Origin of the sequence: Salirhabdus euzebyi, from assembly GCF_014207435.1 — a bacterium.
In the GTDB taxonomy this organism is placed as follows: Bacteria; Bacillota; Bacilli; order Bacillales; family Alkalibacillaceae; genus Salirhabdus; species Salirhabdus euzebyi.
Genome location: NZ_JACHGH010000003.1, coordinates 203,677 through 228,577, shown reverse-complemented (window position 1 = coordinate 228,577; position 24,901 = coordinate 203,677). Strand labels below are relative to the sequence as shown.

Genomic DNA, 24,901 nt, shown 5'->3' with positions numbered 1-24,901 from the left:
TATGGCAAAGTACACACGTAATCAAGTGTTAGAAGAAGCGAAAAAGTTAGCAAACATGATGGCAAATATTGAGGAAATTGACCGTTTCAAACAAATCGAATCAAAATTAAACGATAATGAAAAGGTGCAAGGCCTGATTACAAAAATTAAAGCTCTACAAAAACAAGCAGTTAACTTTCAACATTATGGGAAATCAGAAGCTCTTCAGAAGGTTGAAAAGGAATTAGACCGATTACAAGATGAGTTAGATACAATTCCTGTAGTAGCAGAGTTCAAAGATACACAAATAGTTATCAATGACCTATTACAAGGTGTGACAAACACCATTGCACGCGAAGTGACGAATGAAATTATTCGTTCTACAGGTGGCGATATTTTAACAGGTGAAACAAAGGCTAAAAAACAAAACGCAGGCTCTGGTTGCCAACACTAATAGGGAAAGCTTTCAACAATTCAATGTTGAAAGCTTTTTTTATTGGCTTACATACTAACTAGGGATCAGTTGGAATTTCATCGGTATACGTGGTGTCTTAGCATGCAAAGTCTAACTAAGATCACACGAGCGTTACCTGGTTTTAAAACGCCAATTTCCCTTCATCTTTACAATTGTAATCCTTATCTCTTTTTGATTGGGCATTAGCACAGTCTTGATTTTATAGGCAAAAAACAACTAGGTAAAGGACACACAATGAACGAATCGTGCATAAACTTTATTAGACAGATAACTAATAGGCAAAAGTTATTTATTTGTAAGATATGATGCACTTCAGGCGAATGCCTTGAATAAAATGTCATGGAATCAAATTGAAGGAGGTAAGCTGCATGTCAATGCTTGGTAAAGAAGTACGTCAAATTATAACAAAGGCCGTTATAGGGAAAGGTAAAAAATTTACTGAAGCATCACATATAATTTCACCAACCCATAATCCATCAAGCATTCTTGGTTGCTGGGTAATCAATCACCATTATAAAGCCAAAAAGAAAGGTGATTGTGTAGAGGTTACAGGAACGTATGATATTAATGTTTGGTATTCCTACAATGATAATACGAAAACAGAGGTAGTAACAGAAAAAGTACAATATACAGACAGTATTCCATTAGTAGTAAAAGATGAAAACTGCATCTCTGATGACCTTGAAATCATTGCTCGTGCTACGCAGCAGCCTAACTGTTTAGAATGTGAAATTGCAGAAAAAGGCGGAAAGATTGCAGTAGAAGTAGAGAGAGAATTTATTGTGGAGGTTATCGGTGAAACAAAAGTTTTCGTTAAGCTTGATCCAAATGGTGTTGTGGAAGACGATGATGACTTTGAATTTGATGAGTTAGAAGCAGAACTAGCGGACATTGATCCAGATTTATCATCTAGTGAAAGCAGCAGTAGTGACTAATTCAATTTTTTAAACCTGGCTTACATGGCCGGGTTTTTTTGTTTTTTTTAATTATTTTTCATTAGATGCAAATAAATTCTTATTCGTGAAATTATTTCAGTTGAACCTTTAATCATCTACTAAAACATTACTATTATATCCTCACAAATCTTAAGCAGACTTCATTATTTATAAAACTCGCAAAAAACATATAAATCTACCTTTTTCGCTACGGGAATATTAACCTTTCAAAGGATATGACGAATTATGCTATAATGAGAGGCAGAATCGATCATATTTTGGTTGGGGGAAGAATGATGGCACAATACACACCAATGATCAAACAATATTTAGACATAAAAGAACAGTATCAAGATGCCTTTCTGTTTTTTCGGCTAGGCGATTTTTATGAAATGTTTTTTGAGGATGCCATTAAGGCATCTAAGGAACTAGAAATTACATTAACGAGTCGTGAAGGTGGGACGAGCGAGCGAATCGCAATGTGCGGTATACCCTACCATTCCGCTCCAAACTATATAAAAAAATTAATAGAAAAAGGCTTTAAAGTAGCTATTTGTGAGCAGGTAGAAGACCCAAGGCAGGCTAAAGGGGTAGTCAAGAGAGAAGTTATACAAGTTATTACTCCAGGGACGGTAATGGAGGGAACGTTATTAGATGAGAAAGAGAATAATTATATCGCTTCTTTAACTCCTATTTCAGAAGATCATTATGTGATTGCTTATAATGATCTATCTACTGGTGAAAATAGTGTCGCTTTTATTCGGGATGGCTGGGAATCTGTTCTTAGTGAATTGTTTAATCGTCCGGTAAAAGAAATTGTTCTACCTTCTAACATGGAAAACAAATATATAGAAGTGTTACGAGACCAAATGCAATTTACGGTCTCTTTTGAAGATGAGGCAGAAATGCCGAGCGAATACACTTACTTAATAAAAGATTTAGAATCTCCTAATCTAATTTCTGGATTTGGTAGATTATTTCAATACTTAAGTCGAACTCAAAAAAGGTCTTTGACTCACTTACAGGCTGTAAAATATATCGAAGTAAATCAACATATGAAGCTAGACATGTATTCGAAGCGAAATTTAGAGCTTATGGAAACGATTCGCCAACAAGGGAAACAAGGATCGCTTTTGTGGGTACTAGATAAAACAGTAACCGCAATGGGTGCCCGTATGTTAAAAAAATGGTTAGATCGACCACTTTTATCAAAAGACTCCATTGAGAAACGTCAAGCCCAAGTGGAAGGCTTACTTGAACAATTTATAGAGAGAGAGTCTTTGCGTCAAGCTTTAACAGATGTATATGATTTAGAAAGATTATCTGGTCGTATTGCTTATGGAAATGTCAATGCTCGTGATTTACTCCAATTGAAAAAATCTCTTCTACAAGTGCCGAATATTATCGAATTATTACAGTCGATAAATCAAGCAGAACTGCAACAGTTAGCAAGTAACATTAATCCACTTCACGAGGTTAATGAATTGCTAGAAAAAAGCATTCATGATGATCCACCTCTATCGATTAAAGAGGGTGGCATTATTAAAAATGGTTACAACAACTTATTGGATCAATATCGATCTGCTTCTAAAAATGGCAAGCAGTGGATTGCTGAATTGGAGCAGAAGGAAAAACAGGAAACAGGTATTAGATCGTTAAAAATCGGCTATAACAAAGTGTTTGGGTATTATATTGAAGTGACAAGGGCAAATCTCCATCTTATTCCAGAAGGGCGATATGAACGAAAACAAACATTAAGCAACGCAGAACGCTACATTACTCCAGAACTAAAAGAAAAAGAAATACTAATCCTAGAAGCGGAAGAAAAAAGTGTCGAGCTAGAGTATGAACTTTTTGTTGATATTCGAGAGCAAGTGAAAAGGTTTATTCCTGATTTACAACAGCTTGCTAATCAAATTAGTAATGTGGATGTGCTTCAAAGCTTTGCAGAAGTAAGTGACCAAAATCAATATGTAAAGCCGACTTTTACATCTACACGTCATTTGCACATTCAAAATGGTAGGCATCCAGTGGTGGAAAAGGTAATGAAAGGGGAAACGTTCGTTCCGAATGATGTCGTCATGGAAGAGGATCAAGATATCTTACTTATTACCGGACCTAATATGGCTGGTAAAAGCACGTATATGCGTCAGCTTGCATTAACCGTTATTATGGGTCAAATCGGTTGTTTTGTCCCATGTGATGCAGCCAAAATGCCTATTTTTGATCAAATTTTCACAAGAATTGGTGCTGCAGATGATCTTGTTGCTGGCCAAAGTACATTCATGGTAGAAATGCTAGAATCGAAACACGCTATTACAAAAGCAACAGAAAATAGTTTGATTTTGTTAGATGAAATTGGACGTGGAACAAGTACGTATGATGGAATGTCTTTAGCACAAGCAATTGTGGAATATATTCACGATGAAATACATGCTAAAACGTTATTCTCTACACACTATCATGAGTTAACGACATTGGAAGATTCTTTAGCTAAGCTATTAAATGTTCATGTGAAGGCTGAAGAACATGAAGGAAATGTGGTCTTTTTGCATAAAATTCAACCTGGTGCAGCGGACGAAAGCTATGGAATTCATGTAGCTAAACTCGCTCAGCTACCAGATAAACTGATTAATAGAGCATATGAAATTTTACACCAATTTGAACAACAAAAAACGCCTGCTTCTCCGGCACCTGCAAAAGTAAAAGAGGAAGCACAGTTAAGCTTATTTGAGCCAGACGTGACGAATGTGAAAAATAAGGTTTCGAAAAAAGAAAAAGAACTAATTGATGAACTGAAAAAGCTTAACGTCTTAGATATGACACCGATGGAGGCAATGAACACACTCTTCTCTATCCAAAAAAAGCTTCGCTAGAAAGGGGATTTTCAAACGATGGGCAAAATACGCTTAATGCCAGATCAGCTAGCGAATAAAATAGCAGCAGGTGAAGTGGTGGAAAGACCTGCTTCTGTTATAAAAGAATTAGTGGAAAATAGTATCGATGCAAATGCCACATGGATAAAAGTTGAATTGCAAGAAGCGGGCTTAGCAATGATCAAAATAACAGATAATGGGGAAGGCATGACCGAAGATGATTGCGAGCGTGCCTTTTTCCGTCATGCAACGAGTAAAATCCTATCAGAGGATGATCTATTTCGTGTCCGGACACTTGGATTCCGCGGGGAAGCCTTAGCTAGTATCGCTTCAGTTAGTCGTTTGAAAATGCAAACGTCAACAGGTGAGACAGCAGGAAGCCAATTGCTTTTTGAAGGTGGAAAGCTCGTTAGTCGAGAAAAAAGTGATGCAAGACAGGGAACAGAAATCACGGTAAATGATTTGTTCTTTAATACACCTGCCCGGTTAAAGTATATGAAAACGATTCACACAGAACTCGGTCATATTACAGATGTGTTAAATAGAATGGCTTTATCTTATCCTGACATTCGCTTTGAGTGTATCCATAATGATAAGAAGCTTTTTTATACATCTGGTCGCGGCGACCTGCTTCAAGTTATCGGTCAAATTTATGGCATGCAAACTGCGAAAAAAATGCTGCCGATCAAACATGAGACACTTGACTTTCAAATTAGTGGATATATTGCAAAACCTGAAGTTACACGAGCGAATCGAACGTATATGTCTACGATTGTAAATGGTCGCTACATTCGAAATCATTTATTGAATCGGGCTATACTCCAGGGATATCATACATTACTCCCAATTGGACGTTCTCCACTAGTTGTCATTACGATTGAAATGGACCCGTATTTAGTTGATGTGAACGTTCACCCGGCAAAACTGGAGGTTCGTTTTAGTAAAGAAAAAGAACTATTTGAAGCCATCGAGCAGGCAGTAAAAAACACATTTAAGAAGGAAACCTTGATACCTGAAGGTGATTATTATAAACCGAAGAGAAAAGAACAATCTTATCAAACATCCTTTACGCTTACTCAAAATAAAACGTCAGAAAATGCAACAACTCCAAACGACTACCCATGGGAAGAGTTAATGAAAGTAAGCGAGAAAAATAATTTTCCTCCTGTAGATTCCAAGCAAAATCAGGAATCTGAAAAACAGGATAATAGGTTGGAAGATAATGAAAATGAGTTCTTTGAGCCTTCAATTAATAAAGATGCAGGCGTACAAGAGAAAAAAGAGCGTGTACCTGTTCTCTACCCAGTAGGACAAGTCCACGGTACGTACATCGTAGCGCAAAATGAAAATGGATTATATATTGTGGACCAGCACGCAGCTCAGGAACGAATTAAATATGAGTTTTTTAAAGAAAAAGTAGGTGTCGTTGTTGAAGAAGTACAGGAGTTACTTGTTCCGTTGACCTTCGAATTTTCTAAGCAAGAAGCCCTACTTATAGATGCACACATAGAAGAGTTGAAAAAAGTAGGTTTGTTTTTTGAGCCCTTTGGTGATCAAACCTATATCATTCGCTCCCATCCTCAATGGCTACCAAAAGGGGAAGAGGAAGAAATTATTAGAGAAATGGTTGACCAAGTAATGGAGCATCAAAAGATTGATTTAAAGGTATTACGAGAAGAAGCAGCCATTCTTATGTCTTGTAAGCGGTCCATTAAAGCAAATCACTATTTAAACCAGAATGATATGTTTCAATTGCTCGAAGATTTAAGAAAGTGTCACGATCCTTTTACTTGTCCACACGGAAGACCTATTATAGTGTTCTTTTCTGAATATGAAATGGAAAAAATGTTTAAACGAGTTATGTAATATAAATGACCACTTGAAATAGTGATCATTAATGATTATAATTTGATTTTAGTAATGTAATAAAAAAAACTGCAAAAAGTAAGGTACACCCTTACTCTCAAGTGCTTATACTTGGGCCGGTTTTACGTCTCGTTAAGGGATGTTAATATCGGCCCTTTTTGAATCCTTTTTTCTATATAAGAATAAATCATTTTGTACCAAGCATCTAAGCTAGTTACGTAAAGTCGCTTTCGGAGGAATGAACATGCAGAAAACCTGGTCGATGAGCTCGTTTTATTTTTATGTGTTTTTTAGTTTTGGTGGGTTATTTTCATTATTGAGTCTTTACTTAAAAAATGAAGCTCACTTATCGGGTACACAGATAGGGACAATTATGTCACTTGGTCCAATTGTGATGATTTTGTCTCAGCCTTTTTGGGGTGTAATTTGCGATTATACGAAAAAGCCCCGACTCGTATTAACATTTACCGTATTTTTAACAGGAATAGCTGGACTCGGTTATCTTGTATCGACAAGTTACATATGGATATTTATAGTGGCCATTATTCTAGCCTTCTTTCAAAGTGCTATCGTACCAATTTCTGATAGTCTAGTGACGAATTATGTTTATGAGCATCAAAAGAGCTATGGAAGTATTCGGTCTTGGGGTGCTGTTGGATATTCTATTTCCGTTTTAGCCGTTGCGAAGATTTCTGAAGTATTTGGTAGTCAGTCTATTTTTATTTGTTTTGCAATAGCATTAGTGATTGCTTCTTGGTATGCAACGAAAATTCCAGAACCTAAGAGAGATACGAATTTGCATGCCAATTTATTGGTCGGATTAAAAGAGTTGTTCCGTCTTCCGCCATATTTATTATTTTTATTTGTTACTTTTTTTGTGTTTGGCCCTATTTATGCGAACAATTTTTATTTTGGATTGCTGTTTGAATCGATTGGTGGTACAGTAGCAGGAATTGGAATTGCTTTTCTTTTAATGGCTGGAAGTGAAGTGCCATTCATGAAATGGGCAGACCGCTTCATTAATCGATTTGGCATCATGCGTATATTGTTTTTGGCAGCAATGGTGTCAGCGTTTCGTTGGTTTCTGTATTTCTTTGAACCATCACAAATGGTTGTTTACATGACTTCCATTCTACAAGGCTTTTCCATTGGTTTATTTATTCCAGCAGCTTTACGTTTTGTGAAAATGATTGCACCAGAAAATGTACAAGTAACAGCCGTTTCTTTTTACTCTGCTGCAGGAAATGGATTAGGATGCTGGTTTTGTACGATAATGGGAGGTATCCTGATTGATTATTTTTCCATTTTTACGACGTATATGTTTTACGGTGTCTTAACGACAATCGGCTTAGTTTGCCTTTTCTTCTTGAAAAAAATGGAAGGTACTTGGGAAGGAACAACGACTTCATAATCGATTTACTAGGAGGATTTTGCTTCTTGAGAAAAATCATGTATAATAAATTGGAACTTGTAAATAATTGGATGTAGAAATTTGTCAAGTTCACGGGGGAGTCCTTATGAAAATACCAGTCATCGCTGTAGTGGGACCAACTGCTGTAGGCAAAACAAGATTAAGTGTAGAATTAGCAAAACGATTTAATGGAGAAGTCATTAGTGGAGATTCCATGCAAATATATAAAGGTCTCGATATTGGAACAGCAAAAGTGACAAAAGAGGAAATGCAGGGAATACCACATTATATGATTGATATTAAGGAACCAGATGAAGCTTTTTCTGCTGCTGAATTTCAAGAAAATGTTCAGCATTACATAAATGAAATACATAATGACGGTCGCCTTCCTATAATTGTGGGAGGAACAGGCTTGTACATACAGTCTACTTTATACGCATTCAACTTTTCAGAGCAAAAACGAGACGAGAATTTTGAAAAGGAGATGCGACAAGAAATAGCATTACATGGAATGGATAAGGTGTATGATAAATTACGACGAGTAGACCCGCAACAAGCAGAAAAGATACACCCGAACAATGTCAGAAGGGTAATTCGTGCTTTAGAAATATATGAAACGACTGGTTTAACAATGTCTGAGTTACATGCAAAGCAACTCGAAGAATCACCATACGAGCCAATTTTAATTGGGCTACAAATGGATCGGGAGGAATTGTATAGCAGAATTAACAAAAGAGTAGATCAAATGATGGATGAAGGCTTATTAGAAGAGGTGAAAAGCCTCTATAACGCAGGACTAAAAGAGGCACAATCCATGTCAGGGATAGGCTATAAAGAATTTGTTCCTTATTTGGAAGGCCAACTAACTTTAGAAGAAACAGTCGAGCAGTTAAAGCAGAATTCTCGTCGCTATGCAAAAAGACAATATACATATTTTAAAAACAAATTAAATGTCCGCTGGTATACTGTATCAGAGGAGACAATCGATTCAACTTTTTTGAACATTTTCAATGATTTAGAAGGATTGCTGAAAGAAATAACGAAATAATCAAGTATAGATAAATAGAGGAGGAAGGTTGCATGGGTCAATCTGTAAATATTCAAGATCAATATTTAAATCAATTACGTAAAGATCGCATTTCTGTTACGATCTTTTTGACTAATGGTTTTCAGTTAAAAGGTGTTATTAAGTCATTTGACAATTTTACTGTTTTGTTTGAGGCAGATGGTAAACAACAACTTATTTTTAAACATGCTATTTCTACATTTGCACCATCAAAACCTGTTAATTTAGAAAAAGAGTAAAAGTGGAAAAGGCGGATGCTACTTATGCATCCGTTTTTTTGTTCTAGTAGGCTGTTGTCACAAATTTTGCCTCCTCTACGTATAGTAACGTAGATAAGGGGTGAATCAGAGTGGATTTACAAGCGAAACGCAAAGGCCAAATTAACATTATTTTACATGAACACAATCAAAAGGAACTAGCTACCGATTATTATCAACCGACGAAACAAAAAGATAATGTGTTTAAGTTTATAGATCAAGCGTTTACTTCTTACATTGGTATGGATAAACTAAAAAATACATTAAAAGAAATATACGCAAATGTAATTGTTAATCGTCGACGTGAGGAAGCAGGGTTGAAAACAGAACGTCAAATGCTTCACATGCTTTTTAAAGGTAACCCCGGTACTGGTAAAACTTCTGTTGCCAGAGAAATTGCAAAGCTTTTTTATGAGATGAAATTGTTGTCAAAAGGGCATTTTATTGAAGCTGAACGTGCTGACCTTGTTGGTGAATATATAGGACATACAGCACAAAAAACAAGAGATTTGATCAAAAAAGCAATGGGCGGAGTTCTTTTCATTGATGAAGCGTATTCCCTCGCGCGAGGTGGAGAAAAAGACTTCGGGAAAGAAGCAATTGATACACTCGTTAAGCATATGGAGGATCATCACCAAGATTTTGTGCTTATTTTGGCTGGTTATCCTGAAGAAATGGATAACTTCATGGAGTTAAATCCAGGACTTCGTTCGAGATTCCCGATTCAAGTGGAATTTCGTGACTACTCAATTGAGGAATTACTTGAAATTGCACAAATTATTTCCGAAAATAAACAATATGAGCTTTCCCGTGGAGCAAAAGACCGACTTCGAACTCATCTTCGAGAATTAAAAGCCCGAGATGTGAAAAACTTCTCTAATGGGAGGTACGTTCGAAATATCGTAGAAGAAGCTATTCGAAAGCATGCCCTACGTATCGTTGCAACGGAAAAATATGCAGCAAAAGATTTAGTCTATATTATGAAAGATGATTTAGTTTTATTAGGAGAACAATAAATAGTAGTGATCTGAGAAAAGGAGTAATGATATGGAACAAAAGGAGCGGGTTTTAATAGCCGCCTGTGAAATTAAAGGGGAAAATGAAGAGCGGTTTTACATGTCACTAGAGGAATTAAAGCAACTAACAGAAACAGCACAGGGGCAAGTGTTACAAGTAATGACTCAAAAGAGAACTAGGAAACATCCAGCGTTATATTTAGGGGAAGGTAAATTAGAGGAAATTAAATTAGAAATTGAGAAACTCGATATAGATGTTGTTGTTTTAAACGATGAAGTATCACCCGGGCAGTTACGTAATTTGTCCGATCGATTAGAAGCCCGGGTCATTGATCGGACGCAGTTAATACTAGATATCTTTGCGCAACGGGCGAAGACGCGAGAGGGTAAGCTACAGGTGGAGCTTGCCCAAATGCAGTACATGCTCCCTCGTTTGCATGGTAAAGGAATTGAATTATCCCGTTTAGGTGGCGGAATCGGGACAAGAGGTCCAGGGGAAACCAAATTAGAAACAGATAGACGTCACATTCAGCGAAGAATTACGGAAATAAAACATCGGCTTCAAACGGTAGTGAACCAGCGAAATCAGTACCGGAAAAGAAGAAAAGAAAATAAAGCATTCCAAATTGCCATTGTCGGCTATACTAATGCAGGCAAGTCCACCTTGTTTAATCGGTTAACGAATAGTAAATCGTTAGAGGAAAATCAATTGTTTGCAACACTAGATCCATTAACGAGGCAAATCCAACTCAAAAATGGTTTTAAAGCAATCATTTCTGATACGGTTGGTTTTATACAAGATTTACCTACTACGTTAGTGGCTGCTTTTCGCTCTACTTTAGAGGAAGTTACCGAAGCGGATTTTATTTTGCATGTAGTGGATGGTTCTAATGAGGACTACCCTCAGCATGAAAAAACTGTTTACCAATTGTTAGAAGAGCTTGGGGCTGATCATTTGCCAACGCTTACTGTATATAATAAACAGGATAAATTTCCGAATGATTTTATACCAAATTCTCATCCTTTTATTTCTGTTAGCGCCCTAAAGCAAGAGGATATGGTTCGACTACTAGCGAAAATGGAAGCTGTATTAAAAGAAGAGTGGGAGTCCTTTTCACTCAGACTTTCTTCAGATGAAGGAAAAAAATTACACGAAATTAAAAATCACACGTTAATCGATACGGAAAAATTTGACTCAGACTTAGAAGAATATATTATAAAAGGGTATGCAAACCCGGAACACCCGGTTTATCAGAAGTATATCGTTAAGGAGTAAAAGGGAATATGAAATCTTGGAACGACATAGCAGATAGAGTAGAAGAGAAAATAGCTCCATATCATCAAAAAGTGAAAAAAATTGTGGAACACAATCAACGAAAAGTATTAAAAGCTTTTCAACATAATAACGTAAGCGATACCCATTTTAACCCTACGACTGGATATGGTTATGATGATTTAGGGAGAGAAGTACTAGAGAAGGTTTATGCTAGTGTATTTCAAACAGAGGATGCATTAGTAAGACCACAAATCATTTCTGGGACCCACGCAATCACCTTAAGTTTATTCGGAATTTTACGCCCGGGAGATGAACTCCTTTATATAACAGGAAAACCTTATGACACACTTGAAGAAATTGTAGGAGTGCGTGGTGAAGGAAAAGGGTCATTAAAGGATTTTCACATAGGGTATGATCATGTAGACTTAACCGATGGTGGAAGCGTTAATTTTGAAGAAGTGAAAGAAAAGATGAATGAACGAACTAAAGTAATTGGAATTCAACGTTCAAAAGGGTATGCTAATCGTCCTTCTTTTTTCATTAAAGATATTGAAAAAATGATTCGGTTTGTAAAATCCATTAATCCATCCGTTATCGTTTTTATTGATAACTGCTATGGGGAATTTACGGAGATAGATGAACCTACTAGCGTCGGTGCTGATATTATGGCCGGTTCCCTCATTAAAAATCCGGGTGGAGGAATAGCAAAAACCGGGGGATATATAGTGGGACGAGCTGATTTAATTGAATTATGTGCAAACCGACTGACTGCTCCAGGACTAGGCAAAGAAACGGGTGCATCTTTATATAGTTTACAAGAAATGTTTCAAGGTTTTTTCCTTGCTCCTCATGTCGTCGGGGAAGCTTTAAAAGGAGCTATTTTCACAGCAGGACTATTGGAGGAAGTCGGAATGGATACGAATCCTTCATTTGACGACTTACGGACAGATCTTATTCAATCGGTTATTTTTCCAGATGCACAGGCGATGATTGCTTTTTGCCAAGCGATTCAAAAAGCTTCTCCCATTAATTCGCATGTAACACCGTATCCTAGCTATATGCCAGGTTATGAGCATGATGTCATTATGGCTGCAGGAACATTTATTCAAGGCGCGAGTATTGAATTGACAGCTGATGGCCCAATTAGACCTCCTTTTACAGCATTCGTTCAAGGTGGATTGACGTATGAACATGTAAAAGTAGCCATTTTAATGGCACTGGAAACTTTGGAAAATAAAAATTTAATATCCATATCTAAAACGTAAATAGAATAGCTGTGAAAGCTATTCTATTTTTCTTTTTGTTTACACCCATATTCTAGGAATAAAAAGGGAAAGATACATGTAAGAAAATTAAACAAAACATTTGATGTTACTTTTTCTAACATCTGTTGACAGATATTAATTCATATCATATAATTACATTAATCAAAGAAAGTAGGAGGTGGGATGATGAGTGATAACAACCGTCGCTCCATGCCTCTTTTTCCTATCAGTATTGTCATATCACTTACAGACTTAACAGCAAGACAAATACGATACTATGAAGAAAACGATTTAATCCAACCAGCAAGAACAAAGGGCAATCGTAGACTATTCTCTTTTCATGAGGTAGATCGCTTGCTCGAAATTAAAGATTTAATTGATAAGGGCGTTAATTTAGCAGGTATTAAGCAAATGCTAGCAATGAAACAAGAACATCTAGAGGAAAAAGCGCAGGCTGAAATCCAACAAGAAGATACTACTTATAATGAAGACCTATCTGATAAAGAATTGCGTCAGCTTTTAAAACAAGAACTGTTTGATGCTGGTAGGTTGAACAAATCTTCGTTGAGACAGGGAGAATTATCAAGATTCTTCCATTAAAATATATAGGAGGAAGATTATATGGGCTCAAAATTTACTAGAGAAGAAGTTGTAAAAAGAATTAAGGAGGAGAACGTCAAGTTTATCCGTCTTCAGTTTACGGATTTACTAGGGACAATCAAAAACGTTGAAATCCCTCTGAGCCAGCTTGATAAGGCACTAGATAACCAAATGATGTTTGATGGGTCTTCTATTGAAGGATTTGTAAGGATTGAAGAGTCAGACATGTTACTATATCCAGATCTTGACACATTTGTTGTGTTTCCATGGACTTCTGAAAAAGGTAAAGTAGCACGTTTCATTTGTGATATTTACAATCCAGATGGTACTCCGTTTGAAGGATGCCCACGTTACAACTTAAAGAGAAACTTAAAGAAAATGGAAAAGCTAGGATTTACTGCATTTAATATTGGTACAGAGCCTGAATTTTTCCTTTTCAAACTTGATGAATCAGGTGAACCAACGATGGAACTTAACGATAAAGGTGGATATTTTGACCTTGCACCAACAGATTTAGGGGAAAACTGTCGTCGTGATATCGTGTTAGAACTAGAAGAAATGGGCTTTGAAATTGAGGCGTCTCACCATGAGGTTGCGCCTGGACAGCATGAAATTGATTTTAAATATTCTGATGCATTAAAACATGCTGATGATATTCAAACTTTTAAACTAGTAGTGAAAACAATTGCTAGAAAGCACGGCCTTCATGCTACATTCATGCCAAAACCGTTGTTTGGTGTTAACGGTTCTGGAATGCACTGTAACATGTCCCTATTCAAAGGCAAAGTAAATACGTTCTTTGATGAGAATGGTAAGTTGCAATTAAGTGAAACAGCTTATCAATTCTTAACGGGAGTACTTAAGCATGCTAGAAACTTTACTGCTGTAACGAACCCAACAGTAAACTCTTATAAACGTTTAGTGCCAGGATACGAGGCACCTGTATATGTAGCTTGGTCTGGTCGTAATAGAAGCCCACTAATCCGTGTTCCTTCTTCACGTGGTTTAAGTACTCGTATTGAGGTGAGATCGGTTGACCCGGCAGCTAATCCATACTTAGCAATGGCTGTATTACTTGCAGCGGGACTAGATGGTGTATCTAATAAGTTAGAAGCTCCAGCTCCAATTGATCGTAACATTTATGTTATGGATAGAGCAGAGCGCGAGAAAAATGGAATTGATGATCTTCCAGGTACATTGTATGATGCACTTCAATTGTTAAAAGTAGACGAAACGATTGTAGAAGCATTAGGGGAACACCTATTCGAACACTTCCTAGAAGCTAAAGAAATTGAATGGGATATGTTCCGTACACAAGTACACCCTTGGGAAAGAGAGCAATATCTACAAATGTATTAATACGATAAAAACTTGACGAGCTAACTCGTCAAGTTTTTTTATACTCTTCGTATCGGAAGTGTACAACAGCGAAAAGATCCTCCTGATTTAATGATTTCCGTTATATCGACCTCTATTACTTCAAATCCTTTCTCGCGCATTTGTTTATTAACATTTTTATTTACAGGTAAGCTAAGAACCTTATTGTTTCCAATACTTAATACATTAGTTCCCAATGAAAATTGTTCTTCTTCCGTTACCTCAATCAATTCATATTTGGAGGAGAGTAGTTTAATATCTTCTTTCGTTAAAGCAATTGGATATATAATCGCTACTTCTGGGGATAAGATATTGAAAACACAATCTAGATGTAAATATTCTGCTTTAAATGGGATAGCCTTAACCTCAAATTGATTTTTCAATAGACTTGTCAAGTGGTCAACTGCAGATTGATTTGTACGATTACTCAGCCCGATATAAATGGTGTCTCGATCAATAATAACATCGCCACCTTCAATCTTATCCCCAATTAAGTTAAAGTAAGAAATTTCTTCATCTTCAAGCCAAATCTTCAGTACATTTTCCTCGCCTTTTCTAACGTCATGACCCATGTGTGCAACAAAAATTATTTCCCCTAATGTAAAGCCGATGTCACGTGTAAACACTTGTTCTGGGTACTTTTTATGGTAGGGAAGCAAAATGGTTTCAATACCTTCTTTATTCAAAATGTTAACAAATTCCCTATGTTGTTCTAATGCCTTTTCAATGTGAATTCCTTCATTTTTAAATTTTTTCTGTGTATCGTTTATTACTTCTCTAATTGTCATATACTGCGGTTGACACAATATTACCCTTTCTAACACATCATATTCACTGTAACATATCGTCTTTGCATCTTTATTTCTAACCTGTGATTTCATATGTACAACCTCCTGCAATGTATTACTTCTCATTTTAGCTTTAACTAAATGCTCAATATTTAGTATTAATTTCAAAAGAACAGAAAGGTTTTCCATTACTAAAGTCCATTTGTTTGGCGAAAAGTTATACCCCACTATTTCCTCTAATGATATATTTAAAAAAAGGCTGCTAACGAAATCCAGTAACTAGTACATGTAATAACGTCACAGTTGATAACTTAATGTGTCAACAAACAATAGTTTAAAAAATATTCTGTAAATAAAAGGGAGGTTATGGGAATGGCTTTAGAAATGAAAAATGAATGTGAACGGTGCAATGCAGAACTATTAAACGATTCATTTGCTTATATTTGTGTGTATGAATGTACTTTTTGTGAACCCTGTACGAAACAAATGGAGAATGTTTGTCCTAACTGTGGGGGCGAACTTGTGAGGAGACCGAGAAAAAAACATTAAAAAATTCTACTATATTAGATAACAGTGAGCAGGGTAAACTTTCCCTGCTCTTATTTTTTACAGAAAAACCAATCAAAGAGTACTAGTCTATTTAACCCAAACAAAAAGAGCCTTCCTATTTGAAGGCTCCTATTAGTAGATTGTGCTTTTAGTTTTAATGTATTTCTCTAAACAATCCAATTACTTTGCCTAATATCATTACATTTTGGACAATAATTGGTTCCATTGTAGCATTTTCAGGTTGTAATCTGATGTAGTTTTTTTCTTTGAAAAAACGCTTAACAGTGGCTTCCTCTTCCTCTGTCATTGCAACAACAATATCGCCATTTTGAGCTGTTTGTTGTTTTCGGACAATAACTCTATCACCGTCTAGTATACCAGCCTCTATCATACTTTCACCTTGTACATTCAGCACAAATAAATCGTCTTCGGAAGTAGCAAGATGGGCTGGTACGGGTACATATTCTTCAATATTTTCTATTGCAGTTATAGGCTCCCCAGCAGTAACTTTTCCAATAACTGGTGCGTAGAAAGCTTCATTCCTAGGAATCATATCTACGTCACTATCAATATGTAATATTTCGATCGCACGGGGTTTCGTTGGGTCACGTCTAATAAATCCTTTTTGTTCAAGTCTTGATAAATGACCATGAACCGTAGAGCTAGATGCAAGACCTACAGCTTGTGCTATTTCTCTAACTGAAGGTGGATAACCCTTATCTAGTACTTGTTCTTTTATGTATTCCAATATTGCTTCTTGTCTTTTTGATAGCTTGTTCATATTTTTTTCACCTCGTGCATATTATGAATTACTAGCATTATAGCATGTATTTTTCAAATATACAAACATTCGTTCGTAATTTGTTGACAAGAACAAATGTTCTAGTATAATAAAATTATAAAAAGCGAACAGAGGTTCTATTATAGGAGGGGTTAATATGTTTAGTAAATTATCAAAAACAGATTTAACTTTATATGTCATGTTTGGGTTAAGTTTAGTATTCTTATATTGCGCAATTGCTGTTAGTTAATTGAAAATTGGGGTGTATACATGAGGGCCGCAATAATTTATTGTCGAGTCAGTACAACGAAAGAAGAGCAATCGACGTCATTAAGAAGACAAAAGGATGAATTACTCCAACTAGCTCACCAACATCAAATAGAAGTAGTACATGTAATAGAGGAACGACAAAGCGGCTATGAAATTGAACGTGATGGTATTTTTCAAATGCTAGAGTTATTTTCGGAAAGACAAGCCAATATTTTGTTAATCCAGGATGAAACTAGATTAGGGAGAGGCAATGCCAAAATAGCTCTTTTACATCAACTAGCAAAGTTAGATGTTACTATTTTTACCATTTCTCACCAAGGGGAAATAGAAATTTCAGATTCTGATTCCATGGTGCTTCAAATCGTATCTATAGTAGAAGAATATCAACGGAAATTACATAATATAAAAATAAAAAGAGGAATGAAAAAAGCTATATCCAATGGTTATCGTCCTGAAAAGAATTTAACGAATCTGCAAGAGTCCCCGGGTAGGGAACGAAAAAAATTCCCACTAAATGAAGTGGTTCGTCTACGAAGCAGTGGTCTAACGTTCACAGAAATTGCTGCGACTTTAAAAGGGATGGGGCATAATGTCTCTAAAGCCACTATACATCGTCGTTACCAAGAGCACCTACTTGAAATCGACGCAAAGGAAAGTTAATATTGATTGTAGTATGGCAAGCGTCCAAAACTGACACTTGCTTTTTTTGTTCCTAATTTGAAGTTTCATTAAGAAGAAATCGCGCCTAAAAGGAGTGTTCTCATGCTATCAAAGGATAAAATTGACCGAATAAATGTGTTAGCAAATAAAGCAAAAGCTGGAGAATTAACAAATAAGGAAAAAGAAGAACAACAGAAGTTACGACAAGAATACTTAAAAAACCTACGCTCATCCTTTAAAAATCAATTAAAGTCGGTGAAAATAGTTGATCCGGAAGGTAATGATGTGACCCCACAAAAATTAAGGGATGAAAAAGCAAGAAATAAAAATCACTAAACGAAAACCCTTATCAGATTGATAAGGGTTTTATACATTTTCATATTTGAAATTGTTTTATAGGAATAAAACAACCATTTTTATCGACAATAAGAAAGAATGTGAACAAAGGATGAAAAATCAATTTTCTTCCTGATTATGCTTGTCTATCCAGTATATTCATTATAGGATAAGAGTTATACATAGGTTTATATGTGGAAAGGGGTATTACGATGCCAAATAGTATTGAACAAAAGTCGATTAATACAATAAGAACATTGGCCATTGATGCAGTTGAAAAAGCAAACTCTGGTCATCCAGGTATGCCAATGGGTGCGGCGCCTATGGCATACAAATTATGGACAGATTTTATGAATCATAATCCAAAAAATGCCGAATGGTTTAACAGGGACCGTTTTGTACTTTCAGCAGGACACGGATCGATGCTGCTTTATGCATTGTTGCACTTATCGGGTTACGAGGTGACAATGGATGATATTAAAAACTTCCGCCAGTGGGGTTCTAACACACCTGGTCATCCTGAATTTGGTCACACGCACGGGGTGGAAGCGACTACAGGACCACTGGGTCAAGGATTTGCGATGGCTGTTGGTATGGCGCTTGCAGAAAGTCACCTAGCCGCTAAATATAATAAAGATCAATTTAATGTCGTTGACCACTACACGTTCAGTATTTGTGGTGATGGGGATTTAATGGAAGGTATTTCTCATGAAGCTTCATCATTAGCGGGGCATTTAAAGCTCGGTAAATTAGTCGTGCTATATGATTCTAATGATATTTCATTAGATGGAGATTTAGATCGTTCTTTTTCCGAAAATGTAGAGGAACGCTTTAAAGCATATGGTTGGCAAGTTATCCGCGTAGAAGACGGAACGGACCTAAATGAAATTGGGAAAGCGATAGAAGAGGCAAAAAAGAATACCGAGCAACCAACATTAATTGAAGTGAAAACAGTTATTGGGTTCGGTGCTCCAAACAAATCAGGAAAATCAGATGCCCACGGAGCTCCTCTTGGAGAAGCAGAGATTAAGCTTACGAAAACCCATTATGATTGGGAACATGAAGAATTTCATGTGCCAACTGAAGTTTATGAAGATTTCAAACAAAAAGTTGCAGAAAAAGGTGCTCAGAAAGAATCTGACTGGAACGATTTATTCGGTAAGTATAAAGAAGCGTATCCAGAACTAGCGAAGGAATTGGATGATGCGATCCATAACAGATTGCCAGATGGCTGGGATCAAGATATGCCTACTTATGAAGTTGGAAAAGATTCTCCAGCAACACGTGCTGCTTCCGGCGATGCTTTAAATGCAATCGCGAAAAAAGTACCATATTTCCTAGGTGGAAGTGCAGATCTAGCAGGCTCTAATAAAACAACTATCAAAAACGAAGAAGACCTAACATTCCAAAACTATGCTGGTCGGAATATTTGGTTTGGCGTTCGCGAATTTGCCATGGCTGCTGCATTAAATGGTATGGCACTTCACGGTGGGTTAAAGGCGTTCGTTGGCACGTTCTTTGTGTTTAGTGATTATTTACGCCCTGCAGTTAGATTGTCTGCTTTGATGAACTTACCTGTTACGTATGTCTTTACTCATGACTCTGTAGCAGTTGGGGAAGATGGACCTACACATGAACCAATTGAGCAGCTTCCAGCATTCCGAGCTATGCCTCATTTATCGACTATTCGTCCTGCAGACGGAAATGAAACAAATGCAGCATGGCGTTTAGCTGTTGAATCTGAGGACCAACCACATGCATTAGTATTAACGAGGCAAGGCTTACCAACGCTTGAGGGAACTAATGAGAAGGCGTATGAAGGCGTGAAGAAAGGGGCATACGTCCTTTCGAAGGCAGAGAAAGAAAAGGCTGATTTGTTACTTCTTGCTTCAGGTTCAGAGGTTCACCTAGCGGTTCTTGCTCAACAAGAGCTTAAAACAAAGGGGATTGAAGCATCTGTTGTAAGCATGCCATCTTGGGATCGTTTTGAAAAACAATCGCCAGCATACAAAAATGAAGTTCTTCCAAAAGAAGTGAAAAAACGTGTAGCGATTGAAATGGCTTCTCCATTCGGTTGGGAGCGTTACACTGGGGATGAAGGAACGGTTATAGGAATCGATACGTTTGGAGCTTCTGCACCAGGTGAAAAAATTATCGAAGAGTATGGATTCACAGTTGAAAATGTTGTTAAAACCGCAGAAGCTTTATTAAAATAATATTTTATGAAAGTGCGGCGCATATGTTTTGTTGTCACATAGCGCCGCAATATATTTTTGTGCGACAAAAAAACAACCCTCTTAAGTGTCAAGAAACGACAACCTTTTATAAGATATCTGCTAGAATGGTCATTAATAGGAGGGACCGTGCTATGCAGACATTTTCTATATTTTTGATAAAAGATGAGTTTGTTAAACATTACTATCATAAAAACGATCTATTATATGATTTTTTTCAAACATACCGATTACAATCGTACGATCCAAACTATCAAAAGCAGTTTCAATTTATTACAAAAGACATACCTAAAAGAGACATCATTACTTATCTATGTGACAAACTGAATGGTCTTTATACGATACATAAAGCGGATGATGAACTATGGATTGAGAATAATCATTTGCATGTGAAGATAGAATGTGGTAGAAAAGAATGGGTAGTATATAGTTCTTCTTTGCATGAAGCGGAACTAGTAGTTTTTGAACATTTTCGAGCTCTTCACACATCTTTTTTTGTGATGAACAGAAATAAAAGTCAATATGGATGGCTGTCTCCTATACGAAAAGAAGTAATTCTTTAATGATCAAGTATTGTCAGATTGTTAAGGTTTTACTATACTGTATGAGAGACAACATGAAGGAGGAAATCAAATAATGGGTACACTATGGGTTGTGCTAATTGCTATACTAGCGTTAATAGCTGGAATTGCACTAGGGTTTTTTATTGCAAGAAAATACATGATGAACTACTTAAAGAAAAACCCTCCGATTAATGAACAAATGCTTCGTACGATGATGATGCAAATGGGTCAAAAACCATCCCAGAAAAAAATCAAACAAATGATGCGTGCAATGAATAACCAAGCAGATAAATAAAAGGAAATCCTTCTTCACTAGAAGAAGGATTTATTTCATTTCTACATACTGAAATTATATTCTTATTAAGTGTCAAATAGTGAGCAATACATGAAATGGTAGTTTACATACAATGGTGAAAAAAGTTCACACAAATGTCACCATAGATTATAGATGCAAAAACGATTTTACGGTGTAGTCTGTTAAAATGATGCTAGTATGTTTGGACAGACTAAAGGAGCGATAGTTTATGATAGAAGAAGTAAATATGTTTTTGGCTTTTGGAGCAGGTTTTTTATCCTTTATTTCTCCATGCGTTTTACCGTTGTACCCAGTATTTCTCTCCTATGTTACCGGAATGAGTGTGAATGAACTTAAGTCAGAAAATGCCATGTTAAGTAGAAGAAGTTTGTTCCATACCCTCAGTTTTCTAATTGGTTTTTCTTCTATTTTTATCATGTTAGGTTTTGCTGCTTCTTCACTAGGAGAAGTATTAATACAATACAGAGACTATATTCGTCAGTTTGGTGCAATATTAATGGTATTCTTTGGATTCGTGATGATTGGTTTATTTAAATTCGAGTTTTTTATGAAGGAAAGAAAAGTCAGATTTAAAAATAGACCAGCAGGCTACCTTGGTTCCGTTTTAATAGGGATGGCTTTTTCCATGAGTTGGACTCCTTGTACTGGCCCGATATTAGCGGCTGTTATCGGACTATCCTACACGAATCCTGATACTGGGGTTTTATTAATGACAGCTTATTCCTTAGGTTTTTCTGTTCCATTTATTGTATTATCTTTTTTTGTCGGAAGAATGGATTGGATAAAGCGGAATGGGGAAAAGATAGTAAAAATTGGTGGTTATATTATGATAGCCATGGGTGTAATTCTTTTCTTTGATTGGATGCGATTATTGACAAGTTATTTAGCAAGTCTTTTCGGCTTTTCAGGTTTTTAAAGAAGAGAAACGTAAGACTAACTTACCAATATAAAGTAGAAAAAATAGTTTAAGTTGTTAAAAACCTTCTCTTTATATTATGATAAAAGTATGAATAAATAAGGGGGATAAAGTTTATGAAGACGAATGATTTAATTTTACGCACAACGACTGCCCTTATTGCGTTTATTTTGTTAGCCTTTTCTATTTATTTGTTTTTAGCAGGACATAATGCACCTGGTGGAGGTTTTATTGGTGGGTTAATGACGGCAGCGGCCATCATTTTAATGTATATGACATATGGCTTAGATACGATGAATAAAGTCATTCCTTTAAATTTCAAGCTTTTAGTTCCAATTGGTCTTCTGATTGCGACATTAACAGGGGTTGGTTCCTTTGTGTTTGATCAACCATTTTTAAGCCAAACATATACATATGTCCACCTTCCTATTCTAGGGGATGCTGAATTGGCAACAGCTATGTTGTTTGACTTAGGAGTATATCTAACGGTTATTGGAATAACGTTAACAATAATATTATCCATTGCAGACGATAACTAATTTTTAAAAATTGGGGAGAGATATAAATGGGAAGAGTTTTGGTTGTGGACGACGCTCAATTCATGCGACTTACGTTATCAAACATCCTGACGAAGGGTGGATTTGAAGTAGTAGGCGAGGCTCCCGATGGAGAAAAAGCGATTCAAATGTATAAAGAATTAAAACCAGATCTCGTTACTATGGATATAACAATGCCAGTTTTGAATGGGATTGATGCAACGAGGTCTATTATAGAAAGTGATCCTCATGCACGTATTGTGATGTGTTCAGCCGTAGGGCAACAAAAAATTGTCGTAGAAGCAATTCAAATGGGTGCGAAAGATTTTATCGTTAAACCATTTGACGAAGTGAGGGTATTGGAGACGATACGACGCCTATTAGCTACATAATTAAGGAAAAGAAAGTTGGAACATTATGATTTGGGCTGTTGCTAGTACAATTGCAGCTGTGTTCATGGCTACATTAATGATATTTATTCGAATGAAAGCTGCTAAGAAGCCAGCTTCTGTGAAAAAAATAATATTGCCACCTTTCATGATGAGTACTGGCGCCTTGATGTTTTTGTTTCCGCAGTTTCAAGTAAGTTGGATACAGGTATTGGAAGCGGTATCTGTGGGGATAATTTTTTCGGTATTACTAATTGTTTCCTCAAAGTTTGAAATAAAAGGCAATGATATATATTTAATTCCTTCTAAAGCATTTGTTTTTATCTTATTTGGACTATTAGCGTTGCGGATTATTCTAAAGACGATTGTTGGACAAAGTATTTCCTTTGGGGAGACGAGTGGGATGTTTTTCCTACTTGCGTTTGGGATGATCATTAGCTGGAGAACAGCGATGTTGCTAAAATTTTTGAAATTGAAAAAACAGCTAGATGGAGAAAAGACATTTTCTGGAAAAGTGGTCGAACAAAAGCCTTAACTATTTGAAATAGTTAAGGCTTTTGTTGTGTTATTCTAATAGCGGTAAGTAAGGAGAAAAATCGATATTTTTCCTTTTTAGCGTTTTAATAAGAAATTTATGATCTCTTTTGGGGGTTGCTAAAATATAGCCTTCTATTAAAATATCCTGTGTAATTTTATCTTTGTTTCTTTCTAAAGCGAGCTGACCTATCTTACTTGCAATTTTCTGTTTGGCCACATCTCGAAATAGTTGTGGAACCGGGGCTACAAGATCGTTTAGCAATTGCTTTTCCTGCTCTCCCCATAAATGAAGCGTTTTATTTACATAGTATTCTTCCCAATCGATAGTTGACTTTCCATCTTCCTTAGGCATCCGTTTTAAGAACTTACGGAACATGAAAAATCCACCGATAGCAAACAAACCAAGCATAATAAAAGTCCAAGTAATAATAAGTAAAATAAATGTATCTGACATATCTATCACCTACGCTATGTTCTTTGCATTACACTGCAAATATAGCACAAATAGAGGAAAATTTCTATTACGAGAAAAACTTGTCCTTAATTTTAAAAAAATGAATATGCTATAAATAAGGACAAGCTAAAGGGTGATGGAGATGGTTGAAAAATATCGGATAATAGGATGGAGCATTGGGCTTGTAGTTTTCCTTGTCGGGGAATTATTTGTCTTTTTAATGAGCAGTCAAAACAGTTTATTTCCCTTTGCGGAAAGCTTTAGTGGCTATTTGAAAAATTATTTCGTGCTGTTTTATGTTTTTACAATTGCTATTATTAGTTTACAATGGAACGGGATTAAACTAATGGAACCTGTCTTTCACAAAAGGGTTCCTACAAAAGAAAAAGCTATCTATGGTTCCTTGGCGTTTCTATTTGTGTTTGTTGCTCCTATAGTCATTTTGATTCGCTTAAGTCACATTACTTTTGGTAACAGTATTTCTTTTTCAATAGCAGTATTGCTTATTTTTCTTTTGTCTTTATTTCTTTTATTTATACAAATGACAACCTTTAATGAACAAATAGAAGAAGGATGAACCTATAATGCGATTATGGCATGAACAATTAATTAAGTATTTACCGAGGCAGCAATTACTAGGACAACACAGAGAATGCTGTGCTCTAAGAGGAAATGGATGGGAGAAGCCCCATGCAACTGTGAATTATATATTTAACTACTCGGTTACTCATTTATTTGCATACCATTGTTTGGTTATGGATGAGATGAAAAAAAGAGGCTATACCGTAACCGAAGAATGGGCAAGCCCTTCCTATCGCGGAAAAAATTGTGAACCGATTGATTTGACAAATTTTGATAAAGATACGCTAAAAAAGATGGAATTTTTAATAAAAAGCGGTCATATATATGAGGAACATGACGAAAGATATATGGAGGAATGTTTGGAAAATCTACGAAATAAAGGTATATATATACATTTTTAAGAAAATTGGCGGGATTGTGTGGGAATCGAACCCACCAGAGACGGCACGCGCCTCTCAGGCGGTTTTGAAGACCGTGACGGGCACCAGCTCCGTAACCAACCCCAAAATGTTGTGGCAAAAATATATTATACCTATTTTATGTCGAGGTTTCAACTCGTTTCAACAATTTTTACTTGATTTTTAGATGATA

General features: G+C 36.2%; 27 protein-coding genes and 1 tRNA gene. 24 read left to right on the top strand and 4 right to left on the bottom strand.

Going from position 1 to position 24,901, the window contains the following annotated elements; genetic code table 11:
• The first annotated feature begins 1 nt into the window (after position 1).
• The 12 genes from HNQ94_RS06280 to glnA all read left to right on the top strand — a co-directional run bounded on the left by HNQ94_RS06280 (position 2) and on the right by glnA (position 14,381).
• Positions 2-433: a YlbF/YmcA family competence regulator gene (locus tag HNQ94_RS06280; protein WP_174495384.1), complete on the top strand. Its 432-nt coding sequence runs from the start codon at positions 2-4 to the stop codon at positions 431-433.
• Between the two features lie 389 nt (positions 434-822).
• On the top strand, positions 823-1,389 hold the full coding sequence (locus HNQ94_RS06275) for an outer spore coat protein CotE (RefSeq protein ID WP_174495383.1): 567 nt from the start codon (positions 823-825) through the stop codon (positions 1,387-1,389).
• A gap of 296 nt (positions 1,390-1,685) precedes the next feature.
• Positions 1,686-4,265 carry a DNA mismatch repair protein MutS gene (mutS, locus tag HNQ94_RS06270; protein ID WP_174495382.1) on the top strand — a complete coding sequence of 860 codons (2,580 nt, stop codon included), beginning with the start codon at positions 1,686-1,688 and terminating at the stop codon, positions 4,263-4,265.
• 18 nt (positions 4,266-4,283) lie between these two features.
• Positions 4,284-6,131, top strand: a complete 1,848-nt coding sequence (gene mutL, locus HNQ94_RS06265) for a DNA mismatch repair endonuclease MutL (RefSeq protein WP_174495381.1) — start codon at positions 4,284-4,286, stop codon at positions 6,129-6,131.
• A 244-nt stretch (positions 6,132-6,375) separates the two neighbouring features.
• Complete coding sequence (locus tag HNQ94_RS06260; protein WP_246199943.1) at positions 6,376-7,542, top strand: MFS transporter; 1,167 nt, start codon at positions 6,376-6,378, stop codon at positions 7,540-7,542.
• Between the two features lie 106 nt (positions 7,543-7,648).
• On the top strand, positions 7,649-8,590 hold the full coding sequence (gene miaA / locus HNQ94_RS06255; protein ID WP_174495380.1) for a tRNA (adenosine(37)-N6)-dimethylallyltransferase MiaA: 942 nt from the start codon (positions 7,649-7,651) through the stop codon (positions 8,588-8,590).
• 32 nt (positions 8,591-8,622) lie between these two features.
• Positions 8,623-8,847, top strand: a complete 225-nt coding sequence (hfq, locus tag HNQ94_RS06250) for an RNA chaperone Hfq (RefSeq protein WP_174495379.1) — start codon at positions 8,623-8,625, stop codon at positions 8,845-8,847.
• Positions 8,848-8,951: 104 nt separating this feature from the next.
• Positions 8,952-9,881, top strand: a complete 930-nt coding sequence (locus HNQ94_RS06245) for an AAA family ATPase (RefSeq protein ID WP_376697734.1) — start codon at positions 8,952-8,954, stop codon at positions 9,879-9,881.
• Positions 9,882-9,912: 31 nt separating this feature from the next.
• Positions 9,913-11,157: a GTPase HflX gene (hflX, locus tag HNQ94_RS06240; RefSeq protein ID WP_174495377.1), complete on the top strand. Its 1,245-nt coding sequence runs from the start codon at positions 9,913-9,915 to the stop codon at positions 11,155-11,157.
• An 8-nt stretch (positions 11,158-11,165) separates the two neighbouring features.
• Positions 11,166-12,422 (top strand): methionine gamma-lyase family protein, encoded by a 1,257-nt coding sequence (locus HNQ94_RS06235; RefSeq protein WP_174495376.1) that lies wholly within the window; start codon positions 11,166-11,168, stop codon positions 12,420-12,422.
• Between the two features lie 186 nt (positions 12,423-12,608).
• Entirely contained in the window at positions 12,609-13,022 is a 414-nt protein-coding gene (locus tag HNQ94_RS06230) for a MerR family transcriptional regulator (protein ID WP_174495375.1), read from the top strand.
• Between the two features lie 21 nt (positions 13,023-13,043).
• The gene (gene glnA, locus HNQ94_RS06225) at positions 13,044-14,381 is read left to right on the top strand and encodes a type I glutamate--ammonia ligase (RefSeq protein WP_174495374.1); all 1,338 of its coding nucleotides are present in this window, start codon (positions 13,044-13,046) and stop codon (positions 14,379-14,381) included.
• Between the two features lie 38 nt (positions 14,382-14,419).
• Here glnA and HNQ94_RS06220 read toward each other — a convergent pair whose 3' ends face one another.
• The gene (locus HNQ94_RS06220) at positions 14,420-15,280 is read right to left on the bottom strand and encodes an arginine deiminase family protein (protein WP_174495373.1); all 861 of its coding nucleotides are present in this window, start codon (positions 15,278-15,280) and stop codon (positions 14,420-14,422) included.
• A 279-nt stretch (positions 15,281-15,559) separates the two neighbouring features.
• Between HNQ94_RS06220 and HNQ94_RS06215 the strand changes: the two genes are divergently transcribed.
• The gene (locus HNQ94_RS06215) at positions 15,560-15,736 is read left to right on the top strand and encodes a DUF1272 domain-containing protein (RefSeq protein ID WP_174495372.1); all 177 of its coding nucleotides are present in this window, start codon (positions 15,560-15,562) and stop codon (positions 15,734-15,736) included.
• 154 nt (positions 15,737-15,890) lie between these two features.
• On the opposite strand, the gene lexA is transcribed toward HNQ94_RS06215, so the two are convergent.
• Positions 15,891-16,517 (bottom strand): transcriptional repressor LexA, encoded by a 627-nt coding sequence (gene lexA / locus HNQ94_RS06210; RefSeq protein ID WP_174495371.1) that lies wholly within the window; start codon positions 16,515-16,517, stop codon positions 15,891-15,893.
• Between the two features lie 270 nt (positions 16,518-16,787).
• Here lexA and HNQ94_RS06205 point away from each other — a divergent pair, with 270 nt between their 5' ends.
• From HNQ94_RS06205 to HNQ94_RS06165, 9 genes are all read left to right on the top strand, one after another.
• Positions 16,788-17,447 carry a YneB family resolvase-like protein gene (locus HNQ94_RS06205; RefSeq protein WP_174495370.1) on the top strand — a complete coding sequence of 220 codons (660 nt, stop codon included), beginning with the start codon at positions 16,788-16,790 and terminating at the stop codon, positions 17,445-17,447.
• 102 nt (positions 17,448-17,549) lie between these two features.
• Positions 17,550-17,783 carry a DUF896 domain-containing protein gene (locus tag HNQ94_RS06200; protein ID WP_174495369.1) on the top strand — a complete coding sequence of 78 codons (234 nt, stop codon included), beginning with the start codon at positions 17,550-17,552 and terminating at the stop codon, positions 17,781-17,783.
• A 212-nt stretch (positions 17,784-17,995) separates the two neighbouring features.
• On the top strand, positions 17,996-19,999 hold the full coding sequence (gene tkt / locus HNQ94_RS06195) for a transketolase (RefSeq protein ID WP_174495368.1): 2,004 nt from the start codon (positions 17,996-17,998) through the stop codon (positions 19,997-19,999).
• Between the two features lie 152 nt (positions 20,000-20,151).
• Entirely contained in the window at positions 20,152-20,580 is a 429-nt protein-coding gene (gene sirA, locus HNQ94_RS06190) for a sporulation inhibitor of replication protein SirA (protein ID WP_174495367.1), read from the top strand.
• A 73-nt stretch (positions 20,581-20,653) separates the two neighbouring features.
• Entirely contained in the window at positions 20,654-20,875 is a 222-nt protein-coding gene (locus HNQ94_RS06185; RefSeq protein WP_174495366.1) for a YneF family protein, read from the top strand.
• Positions 20,876-21,107: 232 nt separating this feature from the next.
• Positions 21,108-21,812, top strand: a complete 705-nt coding sequence (locus HNQ94_RS06180) for a cytochrome c biogenesis CcdA family protein (protein ID WP_174495541.1) — start codon at positions 21,108-21,110, stop codon at positions 21,810-21,812.
• 116 nt (positions 21,813-21,928) lie between these two features.
• Complete coding sequence (locus HNQ94_RS06175) at positions 21,929-22,351, top strand: Na(+)/H(+) antiporter subunit B (protein WP_174495365.1); 423 nt, start codon at positions 21,929-21,931, stop codon at positions 22,349-22,351.
• A gap of 26 nt (positions 22,352-22,377) precedes the next feature.
• Complete coding sequence (locus tag HNQ94_RS06170) at positions 22,378-22,740, top strand: response regulator (protein WP_174495364.1); 363 nt, start codon at positions 22,378-22,380, stop codon at positions 22,738-22,740.
• A 25-nt stretch (positions 22,741-22,765) separates the two neighbouring features.
• Positions 22,766-23,272, top strand: coding sequence for a CcdC family protein (locus tag HNQ94_RS06165; protein WP_174495363.1), 507 nt, complete (start codon positions 22,766-22,768; stop codon positions 23,270-23,272).
• 30 nt (positions 23,273-23,302) lie between these two features.
• On the opposite strand, the gene HNQ94_RS06160 is transcribed toward HNQ94_RS06165, so the two are convergent.
• Positions 23,303-23,728 (bottom strand): DUF2621 family protein, encoded by a 426-nt coding sequence (locus tag HNQ94_RS06160; RefSeq protein ID WP_174495362.1) that lies wholly within the window; start codon positions 23,726-23,728, stop codon positions 23,303-23,305.
• A gap of 142 nt (positions 23,729-23,870) precedes the next feature.
• Between HNQ94_RS06160 and HNQ94_RS06155 the strand changes: the two genes are divergently transcribed.
• Complete coding sequence (locus HNQ94_RS06155; protein ID WP_174495361.1) at positions 23,871-24,305, top strand: hypothetical protein; 435 nt, start codon at positions 23,871-23,873, stop codon at positions 24,303-24,305.
• A 7-nt stretch (positions 24,306-24,312) separates the two neighbouring features.
• Entirely contained in the window at positions 24,313-24,711 is a 399-nt protein-coding gene (locus tag HNQ94_RS06150; RefSeq protein ID WP_174495360.1) for a TIGR02328 family protein, read from the top strand.
• Positions 24,712-24,717: 6 nt separating this feature from the next.
• Here HNQ94_RS06150 and HNQ94_RS06145 read toward each other — a convergent pair.
• A tRNA-Sec gene (locus HNQ94_RS06145) sits at positions 24,718-24,814 on the bottom strand.
• Positions 24,815-24,901: the final 87 nt, after the last annotated feature.